The organism is Alteromonas lipotrueae (assembly GCF_019249255.1).
Taxonomy (GTDB): Bacteria; Pseudomonadota; Gammaproteobacteria; order Enterobacterales; family Alteromonadaceae; genus Alteromonas; species Alteromonas lipotrueae.
This window is the reverse complement of the sequence record NZ_JAESDJ010000013.1, coordinates 46040-71142: the sequence shown is the minus strand read 5'-3', so window position 1 is coordinate 71142 and position 25103 is coordinate 46040. Positions and strand designations below refer to the sequence as shown.

21 protein-coding genes are annotated in these 25103 nt (G+C 44.4%); 5 read left to right on the top strand and 16 right to left on the bottom strand.

The window, feature by feature from the left end; all coding sequences use genetic code 11:
- Positions 1-5: 5 nt before the first annotated feature.
- The 5 genes from KYS23_RS16235 to KYS23_RS16215 all read right to left on the bottom strand — a co-directional run bounded on the left by KYS23_RS16235 (position 6) and on the right by KYS23_RS16215 (position 6677).
- A complete protein-coding gene (locus tag KYS23_RS16235) occupies positions 6-845 on the bottom strand; it encodes a p-hydroxycinnamoyl CoA hydratase/lyase (protein ID WP_159531382.1) in 840 nt (279 codons plus the stop codon).
- Positions 846-910: 65 nt separating this feature from the next.
- Positions 911-2308, bottom strand: a complete 1398-nt coding sequence (locus KYS23_RS16230) for an aldehyde dehydrogenase (protein ID WP_159531384.1) — start codon at positions 2306-2308, stop codon at positions 911-913.
- 42 nt (positions 2309-2350) lie between these two features.
- On the bottom strand, positions 2351-3697 hold the full coding sequence (locus tag KYS23_RS16225) for an MFS transporter (protein WP_201299260.1): 1347 nt from the start codon (positions 3695-3697) through the stop codon (positions 2351-2353).
- Between the two features lie 266 nt (positions 3698-3963).
- Entirely contained in the window at positions 3964-4998 is a 1035-nt protein-coding gene (locus tag KYS23_RS16220) for an AraC family transcriptional regulator (protein WP_159531386.1), read from the bottom strand.
- 53 nt (positions 4999-5051) lie between these two features.
- Positions 5052-6677: a tannase/feruloyl esterase family alpha/beta hydrolase gene (locus KYS23_RS16215; RefSeq protein WP_159531388.1), complete on the bottom strand. Its 1626-nt coding sequence runs from the start codon at positions 6675-6677 to the stop codon at positions 5052-5054.
- Between the two features lie 706 nt (positions 6678-7383).
- On the opposite strand from KYS23_RS16215, the gene KYS23_RS16210 reads away from it, so the two are divergent.
- On the top strand, positions 7384-10293 hold the full coding sequence (locus KYS23_RS16210; protein ID WP_159531390.1) for a TonB-dependent receptor domain-containing protein: 2910 nt from the start codon (positions 7384-7386) through the stop codon (positions 10291-10293).
- A gap of 60 nt (positions 10294-10353) precedes the next feature.
- Positions 10354-10878, top strand: coding sequence for a DUF3237 domain-containing protein (locus KYS23_RS16205; RefSeq protein WP_218397916.1), 525 nt, complete (start codon positions 10354-10356; stop codon positions 10876-10878).
- 137 nt (positions 10879-11015) lie between these two features.
- Here the strand turns inward: KYS23_RS16205 and pckA are convergent, their stop codons facing one another.
- From pckA to KYS23_RS16160, 9 genes are all read right to left on the bottom strand, one after another.
- Entirely contained in the window at positions 11016-12650 is a 1635-nt protein-coding gene (pckA, locus tag KYS23_RS16200) for a phosphoenolpyruvate carboxykinase (ATP) (protein ID WP_159531394.1), read from the bottom strand.
- A 135-nt stretch (positions 12651-12785) separates the two neighbouring features.
- Entirely contained in the window at positions 12786-13772 is a 987-nt protein-coding gene (locus KYS23_RS16195; protein ID WP_159531396.1) for an aldo/keto reductase, read from the bottom strand.
- Positions 13773-13800: 28 nt separating this feature from the next.
- Positions 13801-14739: a Gfo/Idh/MocA family oxidoreductase gene (locus KYS23_RS16190; RefSeq protein ID WP_159531398.1), complete on the bottom strand. Its 939-nt coding sequence runs from the start codon at positions 14737-14739 to the stop codon at positions 13801-13803.
- A 9-nt stretch (positions 14740-14748) separates the two neighbouring features.
- Complete coding sequence (locus KYS23_RS16185; protein WP_159531400.1) at positions 14749-15588, bottom strand: class III extradiol dioxygenase subunit beta; 840 nt, start codon at positions 15586-15588, stop codon at positions 14749-14751.
- A complete protein-coding gene (gene ligA, locus KYS23_RS16180; protein WP_159531402.1) occupies positions 15581-15973 on the bottom strand; it encodes a protocatechuate 4,5-dioxygenase subunit alpha in 393 nt (130 codons plus the stop codon). Before ligA ends, KYS23_RS16185 begins: the two co-directional genes overlap by 8 nt.
- Before the next feature lie 16 nt (positions 15974-15989).
- On the bottom strand, positions 15990-16892 hold the full coding sequence (locus tag KYS23_RS16175) for an amidohydrolase family protein (RefSeq protein WP_218419395.1): 903 nt from the start codon (positions 16890-16892) through the stop codon (positions 15990-15992).
- On the bottom strand, positions 16889-17908 hold the full coding sequence (locus KYS23_RS16170) for an amidohydrolase family protein (RefSeq protein ID WP_218419394.1): 1020 nt from the start codon (positions 17906-17908) through the stop codon (positions 16889-16891). Before KYS23_RS16170 ends, KYS23_RS16175 begins: the two co-directional genes overlap by 4 nt.
- Positions 17909-18002: 94 nt before the next feature.
- Positions 18003-19121: a 4-oxalomesaconate tautomerase gene (locus KYS23_RS16165; protein ID WP_246604450.1), complete on the bottom strand. Its 1119-nt coding sequence runs from the start codon at positions 19119-19121 to the stop codon at positions 18003-18005.
- Positions 19118-19804: a 4-carboxy-4-hydroxy-2-oxoadipate aldolase/oxaloacetate decarboxylase gene (locus KYS23_RS16160; RefSeq protein WP_159531408.1), complete on the bottom strand. Its 687-nt coding sequence runs from the start codon at positions 19802-19804 to the stop codon at positions 19118-19120. The genes KYS23_RS16165 and KYS23_RS16160 overlap by 4 nt, the downstream gene beginning before the upstream one ends.
- 227 nt (positions 19805-20031) lie before the next feature.
- Here KYS23_RS16160 and KYS23_RS16155 point away from each other — a divergent pair, with 227 nt between their 5' ends.
- Positions 20032-20928: a LysR family transcriptional regulator gene (locus KYS23_RS16155; protein ID WP_218397925.1), complete on the top strand. Its 897-nt coding sequence runs from the start codon at positions 20032-20034 to the stop codon at positions 20926-20928.
- Between the two features lie 12 nt (positions 20929-20940).
- Here KYS23_RS16155 and KYS23_RS16150 read toward each other — a convergent pair whose 3' ends face one another.
- Complete coding sequence (locus KYS23_RS16150; protein WP_159531412.1) at positions 20941-21822, bottom strand: helix-turn-helix domain-containing protein; 882 nt, start codon at positions 21820-21822, stop codon at positions 20941-20943.
- 119 nt (positions 21823-21941) lie between these two features.
- On the opposite strand from KYS23_RS16150, the gene pobA reads away from it, so the two are divergent.
- Positions 21942-23177 (top strand): 4-hydroxybenzoate 3-monooxygenase, encoded by a 1236-nt coding sequence (gene pobA, locus KYS23_RS16145; RefSeq protein WP_246604448.1) that lies wholly within the window; start codon positions 21942-21944, stop codon positions 23175-23177.
- A gap of 60 nt (positions 23178-23237) precedes the next feature.
- Here pobA and KYS23_RS16140 read toward each other — a convergent pair whose 3' ends face one another.
- Complete coding sequence (locus KYS23_RS16140; RefSeq protein WP_159531414.1) at positions 23238-23870, bottom strand: TetR/AcrR family transcriptional regulator; 633 nt, start codon at positions 23868-23870, stop codon at positions 23238-23240.
- A 156-nt stretch (positions 23871-24026) separates the two neighbouring features.
- On the opposite strand from KYS23_RS16140, the gene KYS23_RS16135 reads away from it, so the two are divergent.
- The gene (locus KYS23_RS16135; protein WP_201299261.1) at positions 24027-25100 is read left to right on the top strand and encodes an efflux RND transporter periplasmic adaptor subunit; all 1074 of its coding nucleotides are present in this window, start codon (positions 24027-24029) and stop codon (positions 25098-25100) included.
- Positions 25101-25103: the final 3 nt, after the last annotated feature.

Below are 25103 nucleotides of genomic sequence, written 5' to 3'. Positions count from 1 at the left end.
CTCCCTTATGCGCCTTGCTTTTCTTTGTCATAGGCACCTAAACCTGGCTTGTAAGTTTTGTCGTCGATAAACTGTTTAATTCCTTCTTTTCGCCCGTCATTATCAAAACTGTTCGCCGCTTCTTGTGCACGAATTAGGTAATCTTCAGCGTTATCATAGGTCATTTCTTTCACGCGGCGTATGGCATCTTTAGTCGCTTTTAGTGCAACAGGGTTTTTCGCGAGTAATACATTACAAACAGCTTCTACACGACTTTTAAGTTCATCAGCGGGCAATGCTTCATTAACTAAGCCCCACTCTACCGCAGTTTTTCCGTCAATGTTTTCACCCATCATGGCGTGATACATAGCTTTACGTAAAGGCATTAAGTCTGCCGCTACTTTGCTAGCCCCGCCGCCAGGCAAAATGCCCCAGTTGATTTCACTTAAACCGAAGGTTGCATCTTCACTAGCAAATGCTAGATCGCAGCCGAACAACGGACCATATCCACCACCAAAACACCAGCCGTTTACCATAGCAACGGTAGGTTTTTGATACCAACGCAAGCTGCGCCACCAGCCATAAGCTTCTCTTTGTGCCTGACGTGTCGCGCCTAAGCCTTTACCTTCATTTTCACGAAAGTACTCTTTAAGATCCATACCCGCAGACCACGACGTTCCTTCACCGGTTAGCACGACTACACCAACATCATCACGAAACTCTAATTCATCCAGTACACGCTGCATCTGACGATTCAACTTTGGACTCATACAGTTTCGCTTCTCAGGACGATTAAATTTCACCCAAGCAATATTATTTTCAACTACGTATGCAACCGTTTCTTGTTCAGTTCTTTCAATGCTCACAACATATTCCTCTTGTGCAAATAAACTAATATCAAATTGCTAGCGGGCTTAATGGTCCGCTAGCATTAAATTGGGTAATGGCTCGGTTGGGTTTCAACCGTGATCCAACGCAACTCGCTAAATTGATCAATCCCAGCTTTACCACCGAATCGTCCGTACCCTGACGCCCCCACCCCGCCAAAAGGCATTTGAGCTTCATCGTGAACGGTCGCGCCATTAACATGGCAAATTCCTGAATTAATTTGACCGGCTACCTTCAGTCCTTTTGCAGTATCCTTAGTGAATACTGCAGCGCTTAAGCCGTAAATTGAATCGTTAGATATTTCGATGGCATCTTGCTCATCGGTTGCCCGTATAATGGCAACAACAGGACCAAAACTTTCTTCACTGTAAATCGCCATGTCTTTGGTTACGCCATCAATAACGGTGGCTTTCATCAAGACTGTGTCGCTGGTGCCACCAACGAGTATTGTTGCGCCTTTCGACACAGCATCTTGTATTAAACTATTGACCTTCAGCACAGTTGCCTTATCTACCACCGCCCCTAAAGGCGTATTACCTTCACGAGGATCGCCGGTAGGCATAGTTTCAACTTTTTGCTTGAACTGAGCTGCAAATTCATCCGCAACGGCATCGACAACCACTAGGCGCTCTGTCGACATACAAATTTGTCCTTGATTCATAAAGGCACCAAACGCCGCGGCCTTAACCGCTTCTTCTAAATCGGCGTCCTCCAGTACAAGCATGGGCGCTTTACCACCTAGCTCAAGTAGACAGGGCTTGAGGTTTTCTGCTGCTCGCTTAGCGATAATGCGACCTACAGTGGTAGAACCGGTAAAGTTAATACGCTTTATCTCTGGGCAATCAATAAGCGTACCGACAACTTCACCTGCGTCTTGAGGTGAATTCGTTACAATATTTACCGTACCATCTGGAAACCCAGCTTCTTCTAGCGCTTCGATAATTAACGAGTGGGTAAGTGGACAAATTTCAGATGCTTTTAAGATAACGGCGTTACCACAAGCCAGCGCGGTAGAAATAGCACGAACACCCAAAATGATTGGTGCATTCCATGGCGCAATGCCTAAAATAACGCCGACAGGCACCCGTTGTGCCAATGCTAGGCACCCAGGTTTATCTGAAGGAATAACTTCCCCACTTATTTGTGTGGTAAGTGAAGATGCTTCTCGCAACATCGACACTGCCAAATTTAAATTAAACATAGCCCACCCTGCGGTAGAGCCGGTTTCATTCATCATGGCATTTACAAATGATTCTTGGCGCGATTCTAATGCGAGTGCCGCTTCATTCAATACCGCCCTGCGGGCATTTGGTCCCATTACAGACCAGAGCTTGAAGCCTTGCTGTGCTTTTTGTGCAATAGCTGCCATGTCACTACTTTGCATCGCTACGGCTTCGCTTGCAGGCTCGCCAGTTAATGGGTTAATTCGCTGAAAATTCATATTTTCTCCGCAATTTGTTATCGTATTTGGCCTAGACTTAAGTCAAATCACTGATTTTTTATTAGTTGATAAGGATTTCTTGTTGCTAGTTCGATGTTGAAAAATACCAATACAAAATATGGAAAGTGCAGCGACGAGGGCTCCCGTCCCCATTGCTATAGACACCCCTTGAAGGCTTACACCTGCAGTAAATAGATAACCTGCAACGATAGGGCTTATTGCTGCTCCGCCTCGCCCAAAACCAATCACGACGCCCGTGCCACTGGCACGCACATCAGAAGGGAAGGATTGAGCCATAAGTGCATATAACCCCACTACACCTGCATTGGTGAAAAAACCCGTTGCTGCTGACACCATCGCTAAGCTACTTAATGACTCATAACCGCGACCAAACACTGACACCATCACGAACGCGATAAGCAGCACGCCAATTAACAATTTATGTAACTTAATTTTGTGGGTTAGTAACCCGAGTAATATGGCACCTATCGCACCACCAACGTTGGCCCAAACTAACACCTGTCCAGCTTGCGCGGGTGCAAAGCCCATATCGACTACAAATTTAGGGATCCACTTTAAAATGAAGTAAAAGGTCATGATTTGGGCGAAATAGGCCAGCATCAATAATAATGTCAGCACCCTTAAATCTTTTGAGAGGAGTATCTTGAAGCTTGATTTTTTAACCGTGAGCACCTTTTCAGGCAGTTGCACAATCCCTTGATGCCCCATTCTGGTCAGCGTGGCGTTAATACGCTGCAGCGCATTAGCTGGCTGTTTATTCGATAAATATTCAACTGACTCAGGTAGAAGCCAAGCGACTATCACTAAAAACATCGCCGTAACACTGCCACCAAAAACAAAGATAGAACGCCAAGTATGGGTCTCTAGTAACACTGACACCACTGACCCGCCAGCAATGGCACCGAGGGGATAACCCGTAGCCATAATAATGACGCACAAATGTCTGAATTTTTGATTAGCAAACTCAGCGACCATAGCGTTGGTGGATGCTAGCATTCCCCCAATACCTAAACCGGTAAGAAAACGGACCATTAAAAGGTGATTAACCGTATCTACCATTGCGGCCAAGAACATACCCGACGTCATCAGTATTAAACAAAACTGGATGGTAGGCTTGCGGCCGAATCTGTCCGCCGCATTACCTAGAATAACTGAACCTAATGCCATACCAAACATTTCCATGGCGAGGACAACACCTAGTTCTGCCCGGTTAATACCCCACTCTGCTGCGATGCCTGGAGATGCAAAACTTATTGCTAACACGTCAAAACCGTCTAAAGCATTGAGCGCGATACAAATTATCACGGCGACTATTTGCAGTTGGCTCATAGGAGAATGATTAAGCATGTTCGCTGGACTTTGACCCATCAAGTGTTATCCGTTTAGTTTCGTTATATTTTATAAAAAGGACTTTTCAGATATTGGCTAAGCGATTGCCTTAGTAAGTGTTACATATCTGTAAATCCAGTCGGATTAGATGATAAAGATGTTAATGTTATGTGTACAAATCTTGAATGGCAGATTACGACTAAATAACATGCATAAAATGACATGGTGAAATTTATATCAATTAATATTGCAAACCTTTCCGCTTGTCATAAAAGGCCTAGCAGAAATAAGGGTAAAGATGAGACTTAATATGGTGCAGTACTTTGGTTATATTTGTCTCGATACTGACGTGGAGATTCACCCGTCCAGCTTTTAAACGCTCGAGTGAAAACGGCCGGGTCTGAATACCCCACCTTTTCTGCCACCTCTTTAATGGGCAAAGAATAAAGCGTTAACAGCGTAATGGCTTTGTCGCGTCGAACAAGATCTTTGATTTGTTGAAATGAAGAGCCTTCTTCTTTCAGGCGACGCATGATGGTACGTGTGGTCATGTACAAACTAGCTGCAACGTCGTCAATCGAGGTATTACCAGCAGTAATCGTTCGATTTATAATACGTTTCACTTCTGTCGACACGCTATAATCAGCCTTATACTGGCGGAATAATTCAAGCGGGCAATTATGCATAAAGGACTTCAATGAAGACTCGTTCTGTTTCACCCCAAGTGACAAATAGTGGCTAGGGAAAACTAAACTCAGCGACGCACATTCGAACCGGTGGATCCCTGGAAATAAATAACTGTATTCTCTTGCGTGCTGTGGACTGGGATAATTGAATCTTGTTTCAATCAAAGGAAGTGCATCAGCGATTAACCATGATGCATAACGGTGCCAAGCTAGCAAACACATTTCAGCAAACAAGTGGCCAAAATCGTCTTCTGGAAAAACATTGTTAAATGACATGACAGTCACTTCAGCACCGACATCTACTGAAATAAATTCGAAACGAGTGACCAAATTATAAAAGCGTGCGCCTAATTCTAACGCCTTTTGTAACGTAGGCTGATTAACGGTTAGCTTACCCATCATGTAGTAGGTACCCAGCTCAAGACGTTGAGGCAGCAGCCCCATACTTTCTTCTTTAGAGCCATCCCAGCAGGCTTTTTGAAAAATAGACAAACTCTCTGTTTTTACGCGTATTTCTGGTTTGTCTATGATGTCTTTAGATATGTTTGCCTGCGCCAATAGCGCATCTGCATCTAAGCCAATTTTTTTAGACAAATGATAAAGCGCACTAATATAGTGATTACAACCCGTTCCATATTCGCTTTTATTTCGCATGTCACTTCCAAAGGTTATTAACCGCGCTATTGAACCACTATATTGCCCGTCTATTACTTTGCACTTGCCGGTTTCGATACTTTACAGACAAACGACGTTGCCTTTGAGGTATCACCGAGCCCATCATAAATAGGAATTTGCGGATAAGGACACAGCGGACGACTGATATCAGGCATGGAATCGCCAGTGGCTAGAATGAATTCAGGTGCTTGGTTATGTTCAACCCAATGCTCTAATTGAGTTAGCATATCGAAGTTATCCAGTGCCTTTTCGCCGCCTCGGCAATGTCCCATGCCTGGTACAAAATAAAACTGTGACCATTGGGAGGCTAATTCAGAATTGCCACTATCTTTGCGCATCTGTTGGTAATACTGCAATGTGTCTTTAGCAGAAAACCAAGGGTCACTCACACCATGAAAAAACATGACTTTATGGCCTTTGTGGGCAAAGCTCGATAAATTAGTGAGTAATGCATTGCCTCCTGCTAAAGGAAAATTCTCAGCCAATGCAAGTTGCTTTTCGAGATTGAAATCTTCTTTTGCATACTGACGGCCTAACGGTCCAGCCTTCGCTTGCAACAACCCAGGTACCGACTTTTCCCCACTAGCGCTAATGCCGGTATCAAAATAAAAACCAGGGTAAATTTGTCTACCACTGTCGTATTTAGGCCCTGCGAAAGCTTCATTCAATGCGGTGGCACTCGATGCATCAATACATGCTTTTGCGTCTGAATTGTTACTACAGATAAGTTTTTCTGGTTTGAAGTCGCACGCTTCCACATTAAAAATTAAACCATCTATAAGCCCGTCTTTATAATCGCATTGCGCCAATACCTCTGTCACAATTGCGTGTTGCTGCGCCTTCGAAAAAGGGGTTGAATTGGGTATACTACTGGCTTGATGCAGGCGCTTGGCCGACCATAGGTCTGCTACCTCTGAGTAATTGGTTTGCCTAGCTGGCGCTCCCACTATCACACCATTGAATAGCTCTGGCTGACGTTGCGCCATGGTGAGCGCTTCACGTCCTCCTGTAGAACAGCCAACAAAATATTTATTGTCAGGCGGCGCTTGGTAAACATCCTCGACAATCTGTAGGGCCAACGCCGTCGATTTTTCAATCGCACCCGAGTAAAAATTTAACAGTGAAAGTTGATCTTCGAAAAAGGTAGTATCGAATCGGTTTTTGCTTTGATGTCCACTGTCGGTAGTGGCTACCGCATAGCCTCTAAATACGGCTGGTGTATCTCCTGCTGCCAGTGCACCCAATGGTTCTCGAATAAAGCCATTTAGACCTCCGCCGCCTTGAAATAAAAACTTTCCATTCCAATCATCTGGAAGCGATAAACCGAAACCAATGGCATACGGCGCGTTATTTACACCCTTTCTTTGTTCAAAATAACCACTTATTTTGCAATAGGGTTTAAACGATTCCCGTTGTAATTGTCGCAGCTTATGTTGCTGTGGAGGAATGCCATCGACATTTTTTACGTACGTAGCCTCTGTAATCTCTAACGCAACCCGACTATTTTTCGTATTGATTAAGGCTGCACAACGCTCTGCGCCAGTTAGAATAGTAGGATCATTTGTAATGCCTTGCGGTTCGATTGATTGCGTTGGTGCACATGCACTTACTATCACGGTCCCCAATAAGGCAGAAGCAACTAGCGTAGGTATATTCACAAAAATCTTCTCATCATAATTTATAGGTCGATATAGCATTTGAGCTATCTGTTGAAGGCGGTTGACCACCCGCTCCATCCTCTTTTTTACCAAATCACGCGGTATCTGAGGCCAAGCAATAAATATGTTAATTGTTTGTATATTATTTAACATGGCACAGAATGACAATTAATGTGACATATCACGCCAAAACCAATTTTATGCACATAAATTGAAAAAGCGTTCTCACCTAAATGCTGTTGTGCTTTTATAAGGTATTAGTACCTCATTGAATATTATTAAACGATTAAAAACGCTGCGTGACATTATTTGACGTATGGATTTACGTAATTACCTATAGTTACAGTAACTTAGTAGGAAATTACTAATATTTATACCTTCCTATTGTAAGCGCTGTTGCTGGTATAAAAGGCGAGCTACGCAGCGCTATACACCGCATTGACCGATTAACTTTCGTCAACGAGAGCCCCTTACACTTTGCATAAAATACTAATTGTCACTAAATGGCAATTATTTAGTCATTTTTTGCCATTTCATTAAATCCGCACGCCATTAACATCTTCACAACAAATTAAACACTTAAGCAACATTCAAATATTTGCCATCAATTCTATAAAACGAGAATACACCGTGAAGTTAGTGCTCTTAGTTTTTTATAGATGTAGACGAAACGATTAGGAAACATAAGCATTACAAGGGGAATGCAATGACTAAAAAGCACACAAAAACAAAACTAGCGGTCTTATTAAATATCTTGTTAACGCCTGCCATGGTGCAGGCACAAGTCCCATCAGATCAAACAGCGGCTGACGAATCAGTTGTTGAAACCATAGAGGTTACCGGCACTCGCATAAAGCGCAAAGACTTGGTCTCCTCCAGTCCAACCATCTCAACTTCTGCTGAAGATTTTGCTGTGTCTGGTGATGCCACTATAGATAACTACCTTCGCCAACTTCCTCAGTTTCAACCAGGGACGGGGAACTTTAGTAATAGTAGCTCCGGCGGAACGGTTGGGCAATCTACGTTAAACCTTAGGGGATTGGGACCTCAGCGCAATCTAGTGCTACTCGATGGTCGACGCTTGCAGTCTTCAAGCGCCAATAGCGCCATCGATATCAACACATTACCTTCAAATGCAATTGGCGGTGTTGAAATTGTCAGCGGAGGTGCATCAGCGACCTATGGTTCTGATGCAATGTCTGGCGTGGTGAACTTTAAAAGTCGTCGAGATCTCGATGGTATTGAAGTTACCGCCAAGTTGACGCAGCCTAAAGATGGTGACGGATTAAGCACACTGTATGGGTTAGCCTATGGCAGTGATTTTGCCGACTCCCGTGGTAACGCTTTTATTAGCGCAGAATATGTAGATCGCAAAGGGATATCTATTCAAGAAAGGCCCTTCTTCTTAGAACAGAACCCTAGTGGCTTCACCCCTTATAGCCGCACACTCCCGGATGTAGCCCCTAGCCAAGCTGCCGTTGATGCGTTATTTGCCTCGTATGGTATTTCAGGTGTAAGCAATAGAAGTTTTTTCGGTGTTAATGATGACAATACAATATTTGCCGTTAGTGGCGGCAGAGCGACTAACTATAGAGGACCAACAGACGCGCCTTTCATTAAGACCGATAGTTCGTTTGGTTATCACCCAGGGTATAATAACTATGTTCAAGTACCGTTAGAGCGCACAGCCATTTTTGGTAAAGCGGACTATACCTTAGATAATGAAATTACGGCTTATGGTCATTTTCAATATTCAAACAGTGAAGCCCAAAATATTGGCTCTGAACCAGTTCTTGCTGCACCTTGGAGCGTATTCGTTCCTGTTACTAACCCCTACTTAGCGCAAAATGAAGCGCTCTCTACGTTGCTAGCTTCACGCAACACGCCAGATGCCCCAGTTGAATATCAAGTGCGATTTGGTGCGGCTGGCCCTAGAACTTACAATACTGAGTCTGAGGTATGGCAAGGTTTGGTAGGACTTAGCGGGTATATCGATAGCCGTGATATGTCCTGGAATATTCACGTATCGCAAGGTCGCACAGTTAATAAAGACCAAACGACTTCAGGCTCAGTTAGTTACACCGCAATGCAAGAACTTGTTGATGCGCCAGATGGCGGCGATAGTATTTGTAGCGGTGGGTATCAGGTTTTTAATGGCTTAAGCCAAGTTTCTGACGAGTGTTTAGCCTATATTTCCAGAACACCACTTAACACCACCACTTTAGAACAGACCGTTGTAGAAGGTTTGCTTGAAGGGATGTTGATGGAGTTAGATGCTGGTGAAGTGCGCTTCGCATTAGGCGCCCACTATAGAAAAAATTCATACGAATTTAAACCTGATGATGACATTGCCGCGAACCGTTTAGCAAGCCTTTCAGCTTCGCAGTATACGGAAGGTAGTATTGATATTAAGGAGATATCCGCTGAAGTATATGTTCCTTTACTAAGTGGACATGAATTTGCGGAATCACTTAACTTAACACTAGGTTATCGCTTCTCTGAATACAATTTGGCTGGCACCGCAAATACTTACAAGGCAGAGTTAGATTGGCGTCCAATCAGTAATGTGTTATTACGCACAGGCTACCAGAGTGCTTTACGTGCTCCTAACGCTGAAGAGTTCTTCAATGCAGGAACACAACAAGTATCTGGAATTGGCTCGCCGAACAGTGGTAGCGGCGATCCCTGTGACTATCGTCACCCCGGCCTTTCAGGGGAGAATGCCGAAGCAATTGCTAATTTGTGCATAGCAACCGGGCTTAACCCTTCTCTACTGGGGCGCTTTCGTCAGCCTTCAGATGCGTTAGTAACTACTACCTATGGCGATAGAACATTGTCTCCAGAAGAGGCTGACTCTATTACCCTCGGTGCAGTAATAGAGTCACCATTTACCGAAGCGTATTTGAAAGATATGTCCTTAACGGTGGACTTCTACAGTATTGAAATAGATAAAGCAATTGCTGCTATTCCAGCAGATCAATCGCTGGCCAAATGCTACAACTTAGACGGCTCTAACCCTTCATATGACACTGAAAACTTTTTCTGTCAGCAGTTTGAGCGCCAGTCCAGTGGTATCTTTTCGTATGTAAATCAACCTTATTTGAATCTAGGTGGCTATAAGACGAGTGGTCTCGATATTTCTTTTAATTGGTCGTTGCCAGCCAGTTTTATTAGCGACTCAACTACCATTGAAATTATGAGTTTTGCAAACCATTTGAATAAGTTCGAAACCGCTGTATTTGAAGACAGTCCATATCAGGATTTTGCAGGCACAATATCTAATTCAGAAAGCTACCCTGATTGGAAAGTGATGAACAGCATCACCCTAAATCATGATGTATTTTCTCTGACAGCAAGATGGCGCTATACATCAAGTATGGATGATGTAAGCGTGGTTAATAACCCAGAATCTGATACCGCAGGCAGCGATAGCTATAGCTATATTGATTTATCAGGTAGCTACCAAATAACAGAAAACTTGTCTCTTAGAGGCGGGGTGAACAACCTCACAGACAAAGAACCACCTGTCATTGGCGGCTCTGTAGGTGTGACCAACCAGGGCGTATTTGACGCAATTGGTCGCACTATGTATTTACAGGCTTCACTCAAAATTTAGGTCGCTGTGTTAGTAACAGTACAGGGCGCATGCAGCGCCCTTTTTTATCGGAGAAAGTGCATGAGAACCTTTGCATTATTTTTATCCTTACTATTTTCATTAATAGCTCATTCTTCCCCACACACTGACAACGACCTTCCCCTCATTAAATCACCCTCCCCTTTACCGCAGATCGCCGCCGAACCGGTTTTGGAAATAAACGTATTATTGGGTGACAAAGTCGATGTGGGCAATACCGATGACGGCCATCGCTACATAGTGCCCATAACCGGAGGCAGCTTTCAAGGGAACGATATCCGCGGCCATGTTGTGCCGGGGGGGGCTGATTGGCAAGTTGACCGGCCCGACAAGGTGAAAAACATTGAGGCGCTGTATACGATTAAAACCCATGATGGCACAACTATTATTATTCACAACAAGGGGATAGTGCACCACCTTACCGGAAGTCGTTATGCGTTTACGCGCCCTGTGTTTCACGCCCCAAAGGGTCAATACGACTGGCTAAATACGTCTTTTTTTGTGGGAACCATACAGTCGCGACATAATCCACGGTCAGTAGTAATTAGCGTTTATGAAGTACGCTAATTCCACACCAACCTAAATGTACCTCAACACGCTACACATATAAAAAAGGGCGATGATCAACATCGCCCTTTCTTATACATGAAGATTTAAACAATAATATGCTTATTAAATCGTAGCCAGTCAACCTTCTACAATATCTACAATTGTGGGCCTGAAGACACGAGCGCAGCACCATTTTCCACATCGGTAAACTTTTCGAAGTTCTCGACAAATTGCGTCGCTAAACTTTTTGCTTTGGTTTGCCATTCCTCGGCCTTTGAATAAGTGTGTCGAGGGTCGAGCACTTCAGGGCTAACCCCATCTATCGAACATGGAATTTCTAAATTAAAAATGGGTAAATTTTCGGTAGTATGTTGCTCAATCGAATCATCTAAAATTGCGTCTATAATGGCACGGGTGTCTTTGATTGATATACGCTTGCCGCTCCCATTCCAGCCCGTATTGACTAAATAGGCGCGAGCCCCTGATGCTAACATCCGTTTACGTAACACATTTGCGTATTTTGTCGGGTGCAGACTTAAAAATGCTGCGCCAAAACAACTGGAAAAGGTGGGAGCAGGCTCTGTTATTCCTCGCTCGGTACCGGCTAACTTAGCGGTAAAGCCCGATAAAAAATAATATTCGGCTTGTTCTGGAGTTAACTTAGATACCGATGGGAGTACACCAAATGCATCCGCAGTAAGAAAAATGACTTTATTGGCGTGCCCTGCGCGAGATATAGGTTTAACTATATTGTCGATATGATTTATTGGGTATGACACCCGTGTATTTTCAGTTTTTGCGTTGTCGTCGTAATCTATCTTACCGTCAGCATTTACAACCACGTTTTCTAATAACGCATCTCGCCTTATGGCTTGGTATATATCCGGTTCGTTCTCTTCACTGAGGTTAATCGTTTTGGCGTAACAACCACCTTCAAAGTTAAAGATGCCATTGTCATCCCATCCATGTTCATCATCGCCTATAAGCTCTCTTTTGGGATCAGTAGACAGCGTAGTTTTGCCTGTGCCTGACAATCCAAAGAATATGGCGACATCCCCTTTTTCACCCACGTTAGCACTACAGTGCATAGAGGCAATACCTTTAAGCGGCAAAAAGTAGTTCATCATTGAGAACATCCCTTTTTTCATTTCACCGCCATACCATGTACCGCCAATAATTTGAATTTTCTCAGTAAGGTTAAATGCTACAAAGTTTTCAGAATGTAAACCTTGTTCTTGCCATTTGTTATTCACCACCTTAGCGCCATTCATCACAACAAAATCGGGCTCAAAGTCTTCAAGCTCTTGGTCGCTTGGGCGAATAAACATGTTTTTCACGAAATGAGCTTGCCACGCTACTTCGGTTACAAAGCGCACGCTTAAACGGGTATTGTCGTTAGCACCACAGAAGGCATCAACAACAAATAAACGTTTACCCGACAGTTGCTCGGTAACCAGGCCTTTAAGGTGAGACCAAGTTTCTGGTGTCATGGCTTTGTTGTCGTTCTTACCTTGATCAGACCACCAAATGGTCTCTCGTGTAGTGTCATCTTTAACAATGTACTTATCTCTTGGCGAGCGGCCGGTAAAAACCCCAGTGTCGACTGAAATAGCGCCGGACTCAGTTTGATGACCTTTCTCAAACCCAATTAAAGATGGATTAGTTTCCTCAGTAAACAAGGTTTCATAGCTTGGGTTATAGATTATTTCTGGGTTATCGGTAATGCCTAACGTCGATAAATTGATATCGCTTTTTCCAATGTCGGAATGAGGTTCTTGCAGCACTCGCATAGGGTTATTTCCTTAAGGGTGTAGAGTAGAGATTGATGTTTTTCATTGTTATTTTACGCGCGCCGTTTTATTTATTAGACATTGGCGCGCTGCAACATATGGATTAGGCTAGGCAATAGATTAGCGAAACCACTGTTAAAATTCTTCGGTATCGATTTCCAACTGCGTAGCTGCGGGGTATCGCTTTCCACTAATTTTTTGATGGTCGAATACCCTGTTCAAGGTTTCAATTTCCCTGCCACTCAAGGTTACATTTGACGCCTTAACGTTTTCACGAAGGTGTGGCAGTTTAGTAGTACCAGGAATTAAATGAATATGGCGGCCTTGCTGTAGTAACCACGCCAAACTGACTTGCGCCATTGAGCACTGATGTACCTGACTAATCCCATTTAGCGCGGTCAACAAAGGTAGGTTTTTTTGCATATGTTCGGCTTGAAAACGCGGCATACCTTTGCGAATATCCCCTTCAATTAAGCCACTACTATCCGTCACTTTTCCGCTCAAAAAGCCACGGGCTAACGGCGAAAATGCCACAAAGGCCGTACCTAGTTCAGCACAAGCTTCAAGTACTGAAATTTCTGCATTTCGCGTCCACAACGAGTATTCTGTTTGAAGTGCCGCGATGGGATGCACGGCATGGGCTTTGCGCAAAGTGTGGGACGACACTTCGCTTAGTCCTATCCCTTGGATTTTCCCTTCCTCAACCATTCGTGATAACTCACCAACGCTATCTTCAATTGGTACATTTTTGTCCCAGCGATGAAGGTAATATAAATCGATACTGTCGGTTTGTAAGCTGGTTAGCGTCTTTTCAAGGGTGGCGCGCAACGTGGCCGGACGGCCATCAATTACGCGCTTACCGTCAACGCCCGTCATACCACATTTACTTGCTAAAAAAATACGCTGCCGATGGGGCTTGAGTAACTTCCCCAACAAGGCTTCGTTTTTACCAAAACCATACAATGCCGCGGTATCGAAATGGGTTACGCCAAGCTCTACCGCTTCGGTAATAACCTCCGCCGCATCGGCTTCAGATAAAGGATGACCATAAGCATGGCTTAAGTTCATACAGCCTAAACCGATTTCCGATACGTGTTGTCCCGCAAGTATTCGTTGTTTCACGCCATCCCCCTGTTACATCGTTATGCTGTCACACCAATTGCTGCTCAAGATCGTGCAGTACTTTATAGCAGTTTAATACCTGCCCCACGCTTGAGTTAGGCTCTCGACCTTCTCGAATAGCGGCAAAAAACTCCCTGTCTTGCAATTCAATCCCGTTCATTGAAACGTCTACAGTAGACACATCAATAGTTTCCTCTTTGCCGTTAACCAAGTCATCGTAGCGTGCGATATAAGTGCCATTGTCACAAATATAGCGGAAGAATGTCCCTAGAGGTCCATCATTGTTAAACGACAGCGACAGCGTACAAATTGCGCCATTTTCCGCTTGTAGCTGAATAGACATATCAAGGGCAATACCTAGCTCAGGGTGAATCGGCCCTTGCAAGGCATTCGCCTTTACAATTTTGCTGCCGGCTTGATAGGCAAACAAATCAACGGTATGGGCAGCATGATGCCATAGCAGGTGATCGGTCCAAGAACGAGGCTCCCCTTTCGCATTTATATTTTTACGACGGAAAAAGTAAGTTTGTACATCCATTTGTTGGATGTTCAGTTCATTGGCGGTAATGCGCTTATTTATCCATTGGTGCGAAGGGTTAAAACGACGTGTATGTCCCACCATACAAGTTAACCCCGTTTCCTCTTGCACCTTCATAACAGCTTCAGCATCAAACCAGCTGTCCGCGAGAGGGATCTCTACCTGAACATGCTTACCTGCTTTCATGCATTGAATGGATTGCTCGGCATGTTGTTGGGTAGGCGTACATAAAATAACTGCATCGGCGTCAATGTTAAGTGCTTCAGCTAAGTCAGTAAATACGTGCTCAATGCCATATTCATTTGCAACTTTTTGCGTTTTCTCAACAGAACGGCCTACTAACGCCACCACATCAACACCATCAATATTTTTTATGCCCTCGAGGTGTTTTATTCCGAATGCACCAGGTCCTACTACGATTACTTTCATAATTAATTCCTATTTATTTTCTAATATAAGATGGCCAACGGCCGTATTCGATGCGGGTACATGATAAAAGCGCTTTTTCGTTTCCACCTTGTCGTTTAAGGCGCCACGCATGACCATCCACATGACTAATTCAACCCCTTCTGAACCAGCTTGATTCAAATAGTCAAAATGAGGCATTTGCGCTAAATTCTCCGCATCATCGACAATGCGATCTAAGAAATTGTTATCGAACTCTTGATTGATTAGCCCTGCACGAGGGCCTTGTAGTTGGTGGCTCATTCCACCAGTTCCCCAAATTTGAACATTGAGATCTTCATCAAAACTTTCAACAGCGTTTCGAATGGCTTTACCTAGTGCATAGCATCGCTTACCCGATGGCGCGGGATACAGAACCACATTTACCGCCAAGGGGATAACCTTGCATGGCCACATTTCGGGCTGACCGAACATAAGAGACATAGGTACGGTCAACCCGTGATCTACGTCCATGTCGTTAACGATAGTTAAGTCGAAATCTTGCTGAATAACCGATTGTGCAATATGCGAGGCCATTTCAGGGTGCCCCATTACTGTAGGCACTGGCCGCGGCCCCCACCCTTCATCAGCTGGTGCAAAAGAGGGAGCGCAACCTAACGCAAAGGTAGGGATAACATTCATATCGAATGCAGAGGCATGGTCGTTGTAAACCAGAATGACGACATCTGGCTTGCTCTGTTGTATCCATTCTTTCCCAAAATCATAGCCTGCAAACAAGGGCTTCCAATAAGGATCGTTGGTTTTACCATTATCAATGGCTGCGCCAATAGCGGGAACGTGCGACGTAGCAACGCCGGCGGTAATCTTAGCCATTATTATTTTCCTTATACATATTGCCAGTAGGTGTCCTACCACCGTTTAACATCATTTGTGCATAGTCTGGTTGGCTCATACCAGTCATACTTGCTGCCGCAAACTGAAAGCTGAGCCCGTCACATGAGAATATCTTTGCAAGGAAATAAATATTGCCCCCTGTAGCCATCATTCGGTTGTAATCTCTTGCTAGCACACTTTCCTTTTGTTCTTCGCTCATATCCCATGTATCCAAATACTGACGCTCACAAGCTTTAAACCGTGCGCGGTTTTCTGCTTTCATTAACGACATACAAAATTGGTTGAGGTGATAACCTCGTCTGCCCATTTCTGCATCAAAAATGGTGGTTCCTGGGATTTTTTGATAAGACTTATCTAAAGACATTATTGCTTCCTCAACTCTATTTAACCTGTTCAGGCCAATACAGGCGCATGGGGTTTTCGACAAGTAGCTTTTGCTGTAACGAGTCTGTTGGTGCAATTAAAGGCAGCATATCCACCAGCATGCCGTCATCAGGCGTATGGGTTTTCATATTTGGATGAGGCCAGTCTGTCCCCCACAACACGCGGTCTGAAAATTGCTCTACCACGGTGCGTGCAAAAGGCACTACATCTAAATAATGCTTTGATGGGCCTTCAACAGATAAACGTTCTGGACAACTGACTTTCGACCAAAAGTTTTCATTTTCACGCATTAGCTTCAAGAACAAGGCGAATTCAGGACCATCTAAAGGTTTAGTGACATCAGGTCTGCCCATGTGGTCAACCACTACCGTGGTTGGCAAATTAGTGAAGAACTCATAAAGCTCTGGAAGCTCTTGCCCTTCAAAATAAATGACAATATGCCAATCTAGCTCTTTAATTCTTGCCGCAATGCGCTTTAGGGAATCAAAAGGCAATGCGTCAACAAGGCGCTTCACGAAGTTAAAACGAACACCTCTAACCCCGGCCTGGTGGAGCGCATCAAGTTCAGCATCGGTAACCGTTTCAGTGACAGTAGCCACACCTCTAGCTAGCCCTTCTGATGTATTAAGCGCATCAACCAAAGCGCGATTGTCTGCCCCGTGACAGGTAGCTTGTACCAATATATTTCGACTAAAACCGAGATAATCGCGTAGTGCCCAAAGTTGATGTTTAGAAGCATCACAAGGGGTGTATTTTCGCTGCGGTGCAAACGGAAATTTATCGCCGGGACCAAATACATGGCAGTGGGCATCCACGGCGCCGGCTGGCACCATATATGTAGGTTTTGAAGGTGATGGATGCCAATCTAACCAATCCACATCTTTGGTAAATGCACTCATAACCCCATCGCCTGTAATTTTTTACCTAGCGCGGGATAAACTCGGCGAGCATTTCCTGAATACACCTTTTGTCTATCTACCTCTGACAACGCTATCGAATCTACATAGCGCTTCGTATCATCAAAATAGTTACCGGTTTCTGGATCAATACCGCGAACGGCACCAATCATTTCAGACCCAAACAAAATGTTGTCGATATCAATCACGTCGAACAACAAATCGATACCTGGCTGGTGATAAACGCAGGTGTCAAAAAAGACATTTTTCATTACATGTTCGCGAAGCGGCGGTTGCTTAAGCATATCGGCCAAGCCTCGATAGCGTCCCCAGTGATAAGGAACTGCGCCGCCCCCATGAGGTATAATGAATCGTAACGTTGGAAAATCTTTGAACAAGTTACCTTCTAAGAACTGCATAAATGCGGTGGTATCAGCATTCATATAGTGGGCACCTGTGGCATGAAAATTGGCGTTACATGAACCTGATACGTGGATCATGGCCGGCACATCAAGCTCTACCATTTTTTCGTAGAATGGATACCAACTTGGGTCAGTTAAAGGCGCAGAATTCCAATGCCCCCCTGATGGGTCTGGATTTAGGTTGCATCCAACAAACCCTTTTTCTTTTACACAACGCTCCAGCTCTTGAATCGAATTTTTAATCGGTACTCCCACAGACTGGGGTAGCTGACACACACCTATAAAGCGCTCTGGATATAACTCAACTACCCTTGCTATTAGGTCATTACACGCACTGGTCCATTGCTTTGATACGGTCTCATCACCGACATGATGTGCCATTGCTGAAGCACGAGGTGAGAATATGGTCATATCCAAACCACGCTCGTCTAGCAACTTAATTTGGTTTTTCTCGATACTGTCGCGAATTTGATCGTCACTAATATAGGGAACTTCTGGCAAGGCTTTACCTGCCTTAAAAGCAGCTATTTGCGCTTCGCGAAATAGCTGTAGGGGTTCGGGTGCGGTAGTGTAGTGACCGTGGCAATCTATGATCATGTTGTTATCCTAAGTTCACCTGTTGCTTGTTCATCAACATACCAACGACGTAACGGGCAACAGTAAAAGTTAATGGGTTAATTTGTGCTCGTTATTATTCACACGACAGCATTGCCTCGCCGCGCATTAACAAACGCGCAGTGCGTAATAAGGCAGCACGCTTTACATAAAACTGGCTAATATCGTGGCTACCAGAAACTTCCATTTCGACGGTAAACTGGCCTGTCGGATGCTCAACTTCAATAGCCATAGCGCTGTCATCAAAGCTTTTCTGAATTAGCTCGTTTGCTACTGTGCCGCTTAATACACAGGCCGTCGCAACGCTCACTGAGCCCAACACGCCAATTGCATCGTGAACTCGATGAGGAATAAAGGTACGGGTATTGATTAACCCGCCTTGTAACGCAGGTGAAATCAGGCTCATTTTAGGCACCGTTTTGTTACTCACATCACCTAAGTTCATTAGCTTACCGGCCTCTAAACGAATAGCCTCAACGTTAGCTTTTAATGCTTCGTTTGCTTCAAGCTCGCTAGGTAACTCTGCACCGGTTAACCCGAATGACTGTGCGTTAATCAGAACTACTGGCATGCCGTTGTCTATGCATGTTACCGGTACATCTAAAATCACATCTTGGGCGTTTCCGGTGGGGAACATTTTTTTGCAGCTTGAACCCGCAATATTTAAAAAATCGAGAAAGATAGGTGCTGCGCTGCCAGGCACGCCATCTATTTGTGCGTTACCTTGGTAATTAACCATGCCCCCCGGGGTTTCTACTCGCGCAGTAGCATTTGCACCGGTATTAAGCATATGAATTCGCACGTCAGTATGGCTAACGCTGCTAGGTACCAAGCCTTTTTCAATTGCGAAAGGGCCAACTCCAGCCAGAATATTGCCGCAATTTTGCGCCGTACTGACTTGCGCCTTATCTACGACGACTTGCACAAAAAGGTAATCTACATCTGCATCGTCGCGCTCTGATTTACTCACAATAGCGACTTTACTGGTAAGGGGATGTGCGCCACCTAAACCATCGATTTGGCGAGGGTCAGGCGACCCCATCAAACGCAATAGAACCTGATCGCGCTCATCAGCGTTTTGAGGTAAATCTTCAGCAAGAAAATATAGCCCCTTGGATGTGCCGCCTCGAAATAGACAGCACGGAACAGCGTGTTGTACCTTGCCGTTCTTATTGGGGTTTACCTGCATTTTCATTTATCTTCATACTTAGCGTAAACTAAGCCTTTATTGGCAAGGCGCTCTCGCATGTTGTAAATGTCTAACCCTAATTCACCGTTTTCAAAACGTATTCTTTTGGCTTCTTCGTTAGACATGCGTTTTTCAACATTCCCCCATACCTCACTGGCCTCTTCCCGTTTAACCACAACGACACCATCTTCATCAGCCACGACCATATCACCAGGGCGAATGTAAGCATTGGCGCAGGTGATCGGCACGTTAACGTTAGCAATGGTTTCTTTCACGCAGCCCTGAGAAAAAATAGTTTTCGACCAAACCGGAAAGTTCATTTCGGTAAGCGTTGCCGTGTCACGCACGCCACCTTCAATAATGAGCCCACGTACACCGCGTGCTTTCAATGACGTAGCCAATAAGTCGCCAAAAAAACCATCGCTACTCGCGCTCGTCGGTTTAACCACTAAAACGTCACCAGGCTGACATTGCTCGACCGCTACATGAATCATCCAGTTATCTCCTGGCGCGACTTCGCACGTCACCGCAGGACCAGCAATTTTTGCGGGTTTATAGATTGGACGCATGTAATCCGCTAATAAGCCTTTGCGGCCTTGGGCTTCATGCACAGTGGCCACTTCTGCGCCCTGATACTTAGCAACTACCGCCTCGTCTGGACGCGGTATATCTGTATAACAAACCGACATAGTTCACCTCGGTATATGAGATTTCGAAAACGCTAAATGAGTAAGTCAGCAACATTGGTTTTTAAAGCCACTGGCTATGTCTTATGCCTCACTCACTTAATTGATTAATGTATGCAGTCACACTTTATTAACAAATAAAGAAGGAAACAATTAAGCAAATAAGAACAAACTGTTTCCATATGGAAACAAATAAGGTAAAACGGGTGTCCCCCTCACTGGAGATTGACATGCAATGGAAAATAGATGATTTGCCGCTATTTTTAGCGGCAGTGGAACAGAAAGGCATTTCTCATGCCGCAGATCATTTAGGCTTGTCCAAGTCGTATGTGAGTAAAGCTATTACACGGTTAGAATTGGCGCTAGGTATTCGACTGTTAGAAAGAAACTCTCGAAATGTGAGGCTTACTGAAGATGGTAAAGCATTTTATGAGCAGGGTTTAAATATTATGGAGCAGGTTAAAGAGGCCGATTCACTGGTTTCAGGGTTAACCACGTATCCAAAAGGTAAACTAGTAGCAGCCATGCCAGTGGCGTTTACCAGAGAGTTTTTAGCACCCCGTCTTGGCGAATTTCGACGACGATACCCCGAAATAGAATTAGAGATCATTGTCACCAGCCTACCGGTTGATATCATCCGCGATAACATTGATATCGCGCTTATCGTTGGTACACCACAAAATTCTGAGCTTATTATCCGTAAGCTGAACGATAGTCACCTCATATGCATATCTAGCCCTGAATATGCCGCCGCGAACGATTTATCCCAGCATGAGGAAACACTTCAACAACATGTTCAGTTTTGTGAGACTCGCTATGCTAATCCCCGCTTCCCTATTCGTGTTGATGGCCAAAAACGTCTTGTGGACTTGAAAACCCAGACCATTAAGGTGAACGACCCAATTACAGTTCGAGAAGCCGTTACGGGCGGAAATGGTGTAGCTATTATTCCTATCCAGTACTGTAAGAAACAACTAGAAAGCGGCGAATTAGTGAATGTTTGTACTGACATCGAATTTTACATGAACCGCTCTGTACTGTCTTTGGTATACCCAAGCCGTCGTCTGCTGCCAAGCAAAACACGTGTGTTTTTAGACTTCCTGATCGAAATTGGTAACGAGATGTAGCTCACCGCAACACTAAAATTTGTTCCCTTGTTGACGAAAAGCACTGGCGGTGAGCCCAACGAATTGTTTGAAGAAACGGCTGAAATAGGCTGGGTCATTAAACCCTAGAAAAGCGGAAATTTCGTCAACACTTTGACTGGTGTAAACCAAACGACGTTTGGCCTCAATAATTAAACGCTGATGGATAATGGCCTTGGGCGAATCATTTAACTTTCCTTGGCATAATCGATTGAGGGTAGAAACAGAAACATGTAATTGCTCGGCATAAGTTTTCACCGATAAGTGTTGCCTATAGTGTTGCTCAATTAGATGTCTAAATCCAAGTAGCACTTTTGACTCTCTGCCGCTAGCACCTTCGCTAACGGCGTGAATGTGCTGTTGTCGTTTTATGATAAGTAACAGCATTTGAACCAAATGACTAACCGCAGCCGTTTGGTCCGCTTCACCACTGTTTAGCTCGTCCCTTAACAGTTCTACATAGGTCGTAAATCGCTTAAGTTGTAGCTTGTCTCGAAACTCGATAACTGAGGGAGTCCATAATAGCGCTGGCAATGTTGACTGTTGTTCGCCGATACTCGTGCTCTCTAGAAGGTCTTGATTCAATGAAATAACAAAGCCTTTGGTGTTGGGTTCGAACTTAAATCCATGCACTGCCCCTGCCGGAATCAGTACCAGCCAATTACCACTTAATGTATAACACTTTTCGTCTAACTGTACGTCCCATGTATTATCAAAAGTACAAACGACTTGCGAGAGCTTGTCGTGCCTATGCGGCGCAATTTGCCATTCAAGATCACAACTACGAAATGCAATATCCTCGACATGAGCAAGCCCAACCTCTTTACGGATAAAGGATTCGCCGTATAAATCGTAGAATGGAATAGGGTTAAACATGGCAACAAGCTCATCATTTACGTATTAACACATTAAGTTAACATGATTCAAAAGTACAATAATCAGCTGCATAGTTGAATTACATACTTCCATCAATTGGTGAATGATAACGACACTGAATGAGTTACCACGAGAAGATGATGCAAAATATAAAAACCAAAGTCGCTATTATAGGAGCCGGTCCTTCAGGCTTGTTGTTAGGTCAACTCTTAGCCAAAAAAGGGATTGATAATATTATCATCGAACGCGTATCCCCCGATTATGTATTAGGCCGAATTCGAGCGGGTATACTTGAGCAAGGCTTAGTTGACTTGTTACGAGAAGCAGATGTAAGTGACCGAATGGATGAAGAAGGTCATGTCCATGATGGGTTCGCTATTAGCTACTATGGCACCTCTTATCGCATCGATCTTAATGAGCTCACAGGTGGCAAAACGGTCATGTGTTATGGGCAAACTGAAGTCACGCGCGACTTAATGGTTGCACGAAAAGAGAACGGGGCTTCCACATATTATTCCTCAACGAACGTCGTGTTAAATGATGTTGATAGCGCCTCTCCTTCCGTGACTTTTGAGCACGAGGGAGAAAGCTACCTACTTGACTGCGATTATATTGCAGGCTGCGATGGTTTTCATGGGGTGTCACGCAAAACCATTCCAGAAGAAAAGCGAACTGAGTTCGAACGAGTATATCCTTTTGGTTGGTTAGGTTTATTGAGTGACACCCCTCCCGTCAGCGATGAGCTTATTTATTGTAAAACAGACAGAGGCTTTGCGTTGGCCAGCCAACGCTCTAGCACCCGTTCTCGCTATTACATTCAAGTGCCGCTAACTGACAAAGTTGAAGATTGGAGTGACGATAAGTTTTGGGATGAGTTTAAAAAGCGCCTGCCTGCTGATACCGCGAGGAAACTTGTTACCGGCCCGAGCATAGAAAAAAGTATCGCACCGCTTCGCAGCTTCGTGTGTGAGCCAATGCAGTTAGGTAACTTGTTTTTAGTGGGTGATGCGGCGCACATTGTGCCTCCAACCGGTGCTAAAGGCCTAAATTTGGCTGCTTCTGACGTATCAATTTTGTATCGATTGTTATGTAAAGTTTATAATGATGGCGAGCCAAGCGCAGTACAAGGCTACTCAGAATTGGCGCTTAACCGGGTTTGGCAAGCTGAACGCTTTTCATGGTGGATGAGTAACATGCTGCACGACTTTAAAGACGATGCGGGCACCGCCAATAATTTAGATCAAAAAACCTTTGAGCGCTTTATGAAATCTGAGCTCGACTTCTTTTTGACCAACAAAGCAGGGCAAGAGGTCATTGCGACCCAATATGTTGGGCTTCCCTACCCGCAAGTGTAAAATCAGTATGCAGATACCGCCATGTTGCAAACGGCGGTATCAACACATGTTGCCGTAAATTTATGTCGTGCGGTGAGGTGCATTCACGCCATAACGACACAGTATTAGTGCAGTCACGCCTTTTGCAATTTGCAACTTCCGCGCTTCAGTAAGCGGATCTTCTAACTTAAACAGTTGTGGCCAAAAGCATTGCCCTTTTATAAGGCTATCCATCTCTTCAACCACCTGCTCAATGTCATCAAAAACCATACGGTTGTCTTTTTTGGCGGCTTTTAACCACCTATGCATCGCTTTTTCTTGGGCTTGAAGTTGGGCAACTTCATCTTTCAATCGAGTGGGTTCATAAAAAAAGTGGCCAATAGCAACGCGGGCCAACTCTAAGTGTTCATCCCCGCTCATAAAATTGATGTCAGCCATTATCAGGTCGGTGAGTTGGTCAGCCAACAAGGCCTGGGGATCATAAGGCGCACCTATATCAACAAGGGCTGATTGCCACTGCTCTTTAATTAGGTGCATGACCAGCTCTTCCTTTGCTGAGAAATGATTGTACACTGTTCTTTTAGACACGTTCGCTAGCTCAGCCAGCTTATCCATGCTGGTTCCGTTAACGCCAAATTCCTGAAATGCTTGCTTTGCTGCTTGTATAATGGCATCTCGCTTAACATCACTTCGGGTACGTGTAGTGCTAGTCATAATTTTACTGTCTAAAAATAATATGCGGTCATTTTACACTGCACAGTTTACTTTTCAATGGATGATCTCTAAAATGCACCGCACAGTGTACTTTAATTATAGGTGAGTATAGTCGTCTATACTGTATTCACCACAAATACGGATCGAAAATTTCCTATGTCTATTTCGCGAATTCGTCACCTTGTTGCGTTTACTGCCCTGTCTGTTCTCACCCTTGCTGGTTGTACATCAGAAGATGATACACAAGAGCAAACTGTCGCCCCTCGCTATGTGAAACTCGCTGAGGTGAGCACTGTTCCTGCATTTGACGAATTTACTTTTCCGGCAGTCGTTTCTGCAGTAAAAACGGTAGATCTTAGTTTTGAAGTATCAGGAAGGTTAGTTCAAACCGATTTAACTACAGGTAGCGATATTGAAGAAGGCAAGCTGTTAGCCACAATTGACAGACAACCTTTTGAGCGCCGTGTTGACGAACAGCGCACTCGCTTGGAACAATCCAAACGCGAATTAGATCGTATTGAAAAAATGTATGCGCAGAAACTGGTCGCGCAAAGTACCCTTGATACTGCAAAAACCACCTACGAATTAGCTGAAATAGAGCTAAAAACGGCGAAGCAGGATTTAAGTTACACCCAATTATATGCACCTTTCGATGCCAAGGTGTCTCAGCGTCTTGTTGAAAATAATAGCTTTGTTGCCGCGGGAACACCTATTGCTCGCTTACAAGATGTCTCTAAAATTTACTTCAATATTAACGTGCCTGAAAGGCTACTCACCGCGAACCTAAATCGTGGAATAGAGCAAGCTAGTGCATCCTTAACGACTGAAGAAACCCAGTGGTACCCAGTTAACTATGTAGAGCACAACACTCAGCCCGACCCTGTATCGCAAACTTACGAAGTCGTTTTTGCCATGGAGCCCCGCGCAGATTTACCTCTTACGCCAGGTGCGCGTGCCGTAGTGAAAGTGAGCTTGCAAGGTTCACCATTTCCCGACGGTGTTGTTGTTCCAGTACAATCGTTAGTAGGTGACAAAGCCTCTGGTTTTGGAGTTTGGGTTTATAACGAAAGCAGTAAATTAGTGAACAAAGTTAGCGTTACTGTTGAACACATTCACGAAGATTTCGCGGTATTAAGTGGTTCGTTGGCGCTGGGTGAAAAGGTAGTTGCAGCAGGCGCAACCAAAATGCGAGCTGACATGAAAGTGCTTCCTTACGAGGGAGAGAAGTAAGTT

Bases quoted from the DNA above. Each gene is read 5' to 3' on its own strand.
- KYS23_RS16230 (WP_159531384.1), bottom strand. From the start codon at position 2,308: ATGAATTTTCAGCGAATTAACCCATTAACTGGCGAGCCTGCAAGCGAA.
- KYS23_RS16190 (WP_159531398.1), bottom strand. From the start codon at position 14,739: ATGAAAGTAATCGTAGTAGGACCTGGTGCATTCGGAATAAAACACCTC.
- KYS23_RS16160 (WP_159531408.1), bottom strand. From the start codon at position 19,804: ATGTCGGTTTGTTATACAGATATACCGCGTCCAGACGAGGCGGTAGTT.
- KYS23_RS16210 (WP_159531390.1), top strand. From the start codon at position 7,384: ATGACTAAAAAGCACACAAAAACAAAACTAGCGGTCTTATTAAATATC.
- KYS23_RS16220 (WP_159531386.1), bottom strand. From the start codon at position 4,998: ATGCGAAATAAAAGCGAATATGGAACGGGTTGTAATCACTATATTAGT.
- KYS23_RS16225 (WP_201299260.1), bottom strand. From the start codon at position 3,697: ATGGGTCAAAGTCCAGCGAACATGCTTAATCATTCTCCTATGAGCCAA.
- KYS23_RS16150 (WP_159531412.1), bottom strand. From the start codon at position 21,822: ATGTTTAACCCTATTCCATTCTACGATTTATACGGCGAATCCTTTATC.
- KYS23_RS16165 (WP_246604450.1), bottom strand. From the start codon at position 19,121: ATGAAAATGCAGGTAAACCCCAATAAGAACGGCAAGGTACAACACGCT.
- ligA (WP_159531402.1), bottom strand. From the start codon at position 15,973: ATGTCTTTAGATAAGTCTTATCAAAAAATCCCAGGAACCACCATTTTT.
- KYS23_RS16140 (WP_159531414.1), bottom strand. From the start codon at position 23,870: ATGACTAGCACTACACGTACCCGAAGTGATGTTAAGCGAGATGCCATT.
- KYS23_RS16175 (WP_218419395.1), bottom strand. From the start codon at position 16,892: ATGAGTGCATTTACCAAAGATGTGGATTGGTTAGATTGGCATCCATCA.
- pckA (WP_159531394.1), bottom strand. From the start codon at position 12,650: ATGCGAGTGCTGCAAGAACCTCATTCCGACATTGGAAAAAGCGATATC.
- KYS23_RS16135 (WP_201299261.1), top strand. From the start codon at position 24,027: ATGTCTATTTCGCGAATTCGTCACCTTGTTGCGTTTACTGCCCTGTCT.
- pobA (WP_246604448.1), top strand. From the start codon at position 21,942: ATGAGTTACCACGAGAAGATGATGCAAAATATAAAAACCAAAGTCGCT.
- KYS23_RS16185 (WP_159531400.1), bottom strand. From the start codon at position 15,588: ATGGCTAAGATTACCGCCGGCGTTGCTACGTCGCACGTTCCCGCTATT.
- KYS23_RS16170 (WP_218419394.1), bottom strand. From the start codon at position 17,908: ATGATCATAGATTGCCACGGTCACTACACTACCGCACCCGAACCCCTA.
- KYS23_RS16205 (WP_218397916.1), top strand. From the start codon at position 10,354: ATGAGAACCTTTGCATTATTTTTATCCTTACTATTTTCATTAATAGCT.
- KYS23_RS16155 (WP_218397925.1), top strand. From the start codon at position 20,032: ATGCAATGGAAAATAGATGATTTGCCGCTATTTTTAGCGGCAGTGGAA.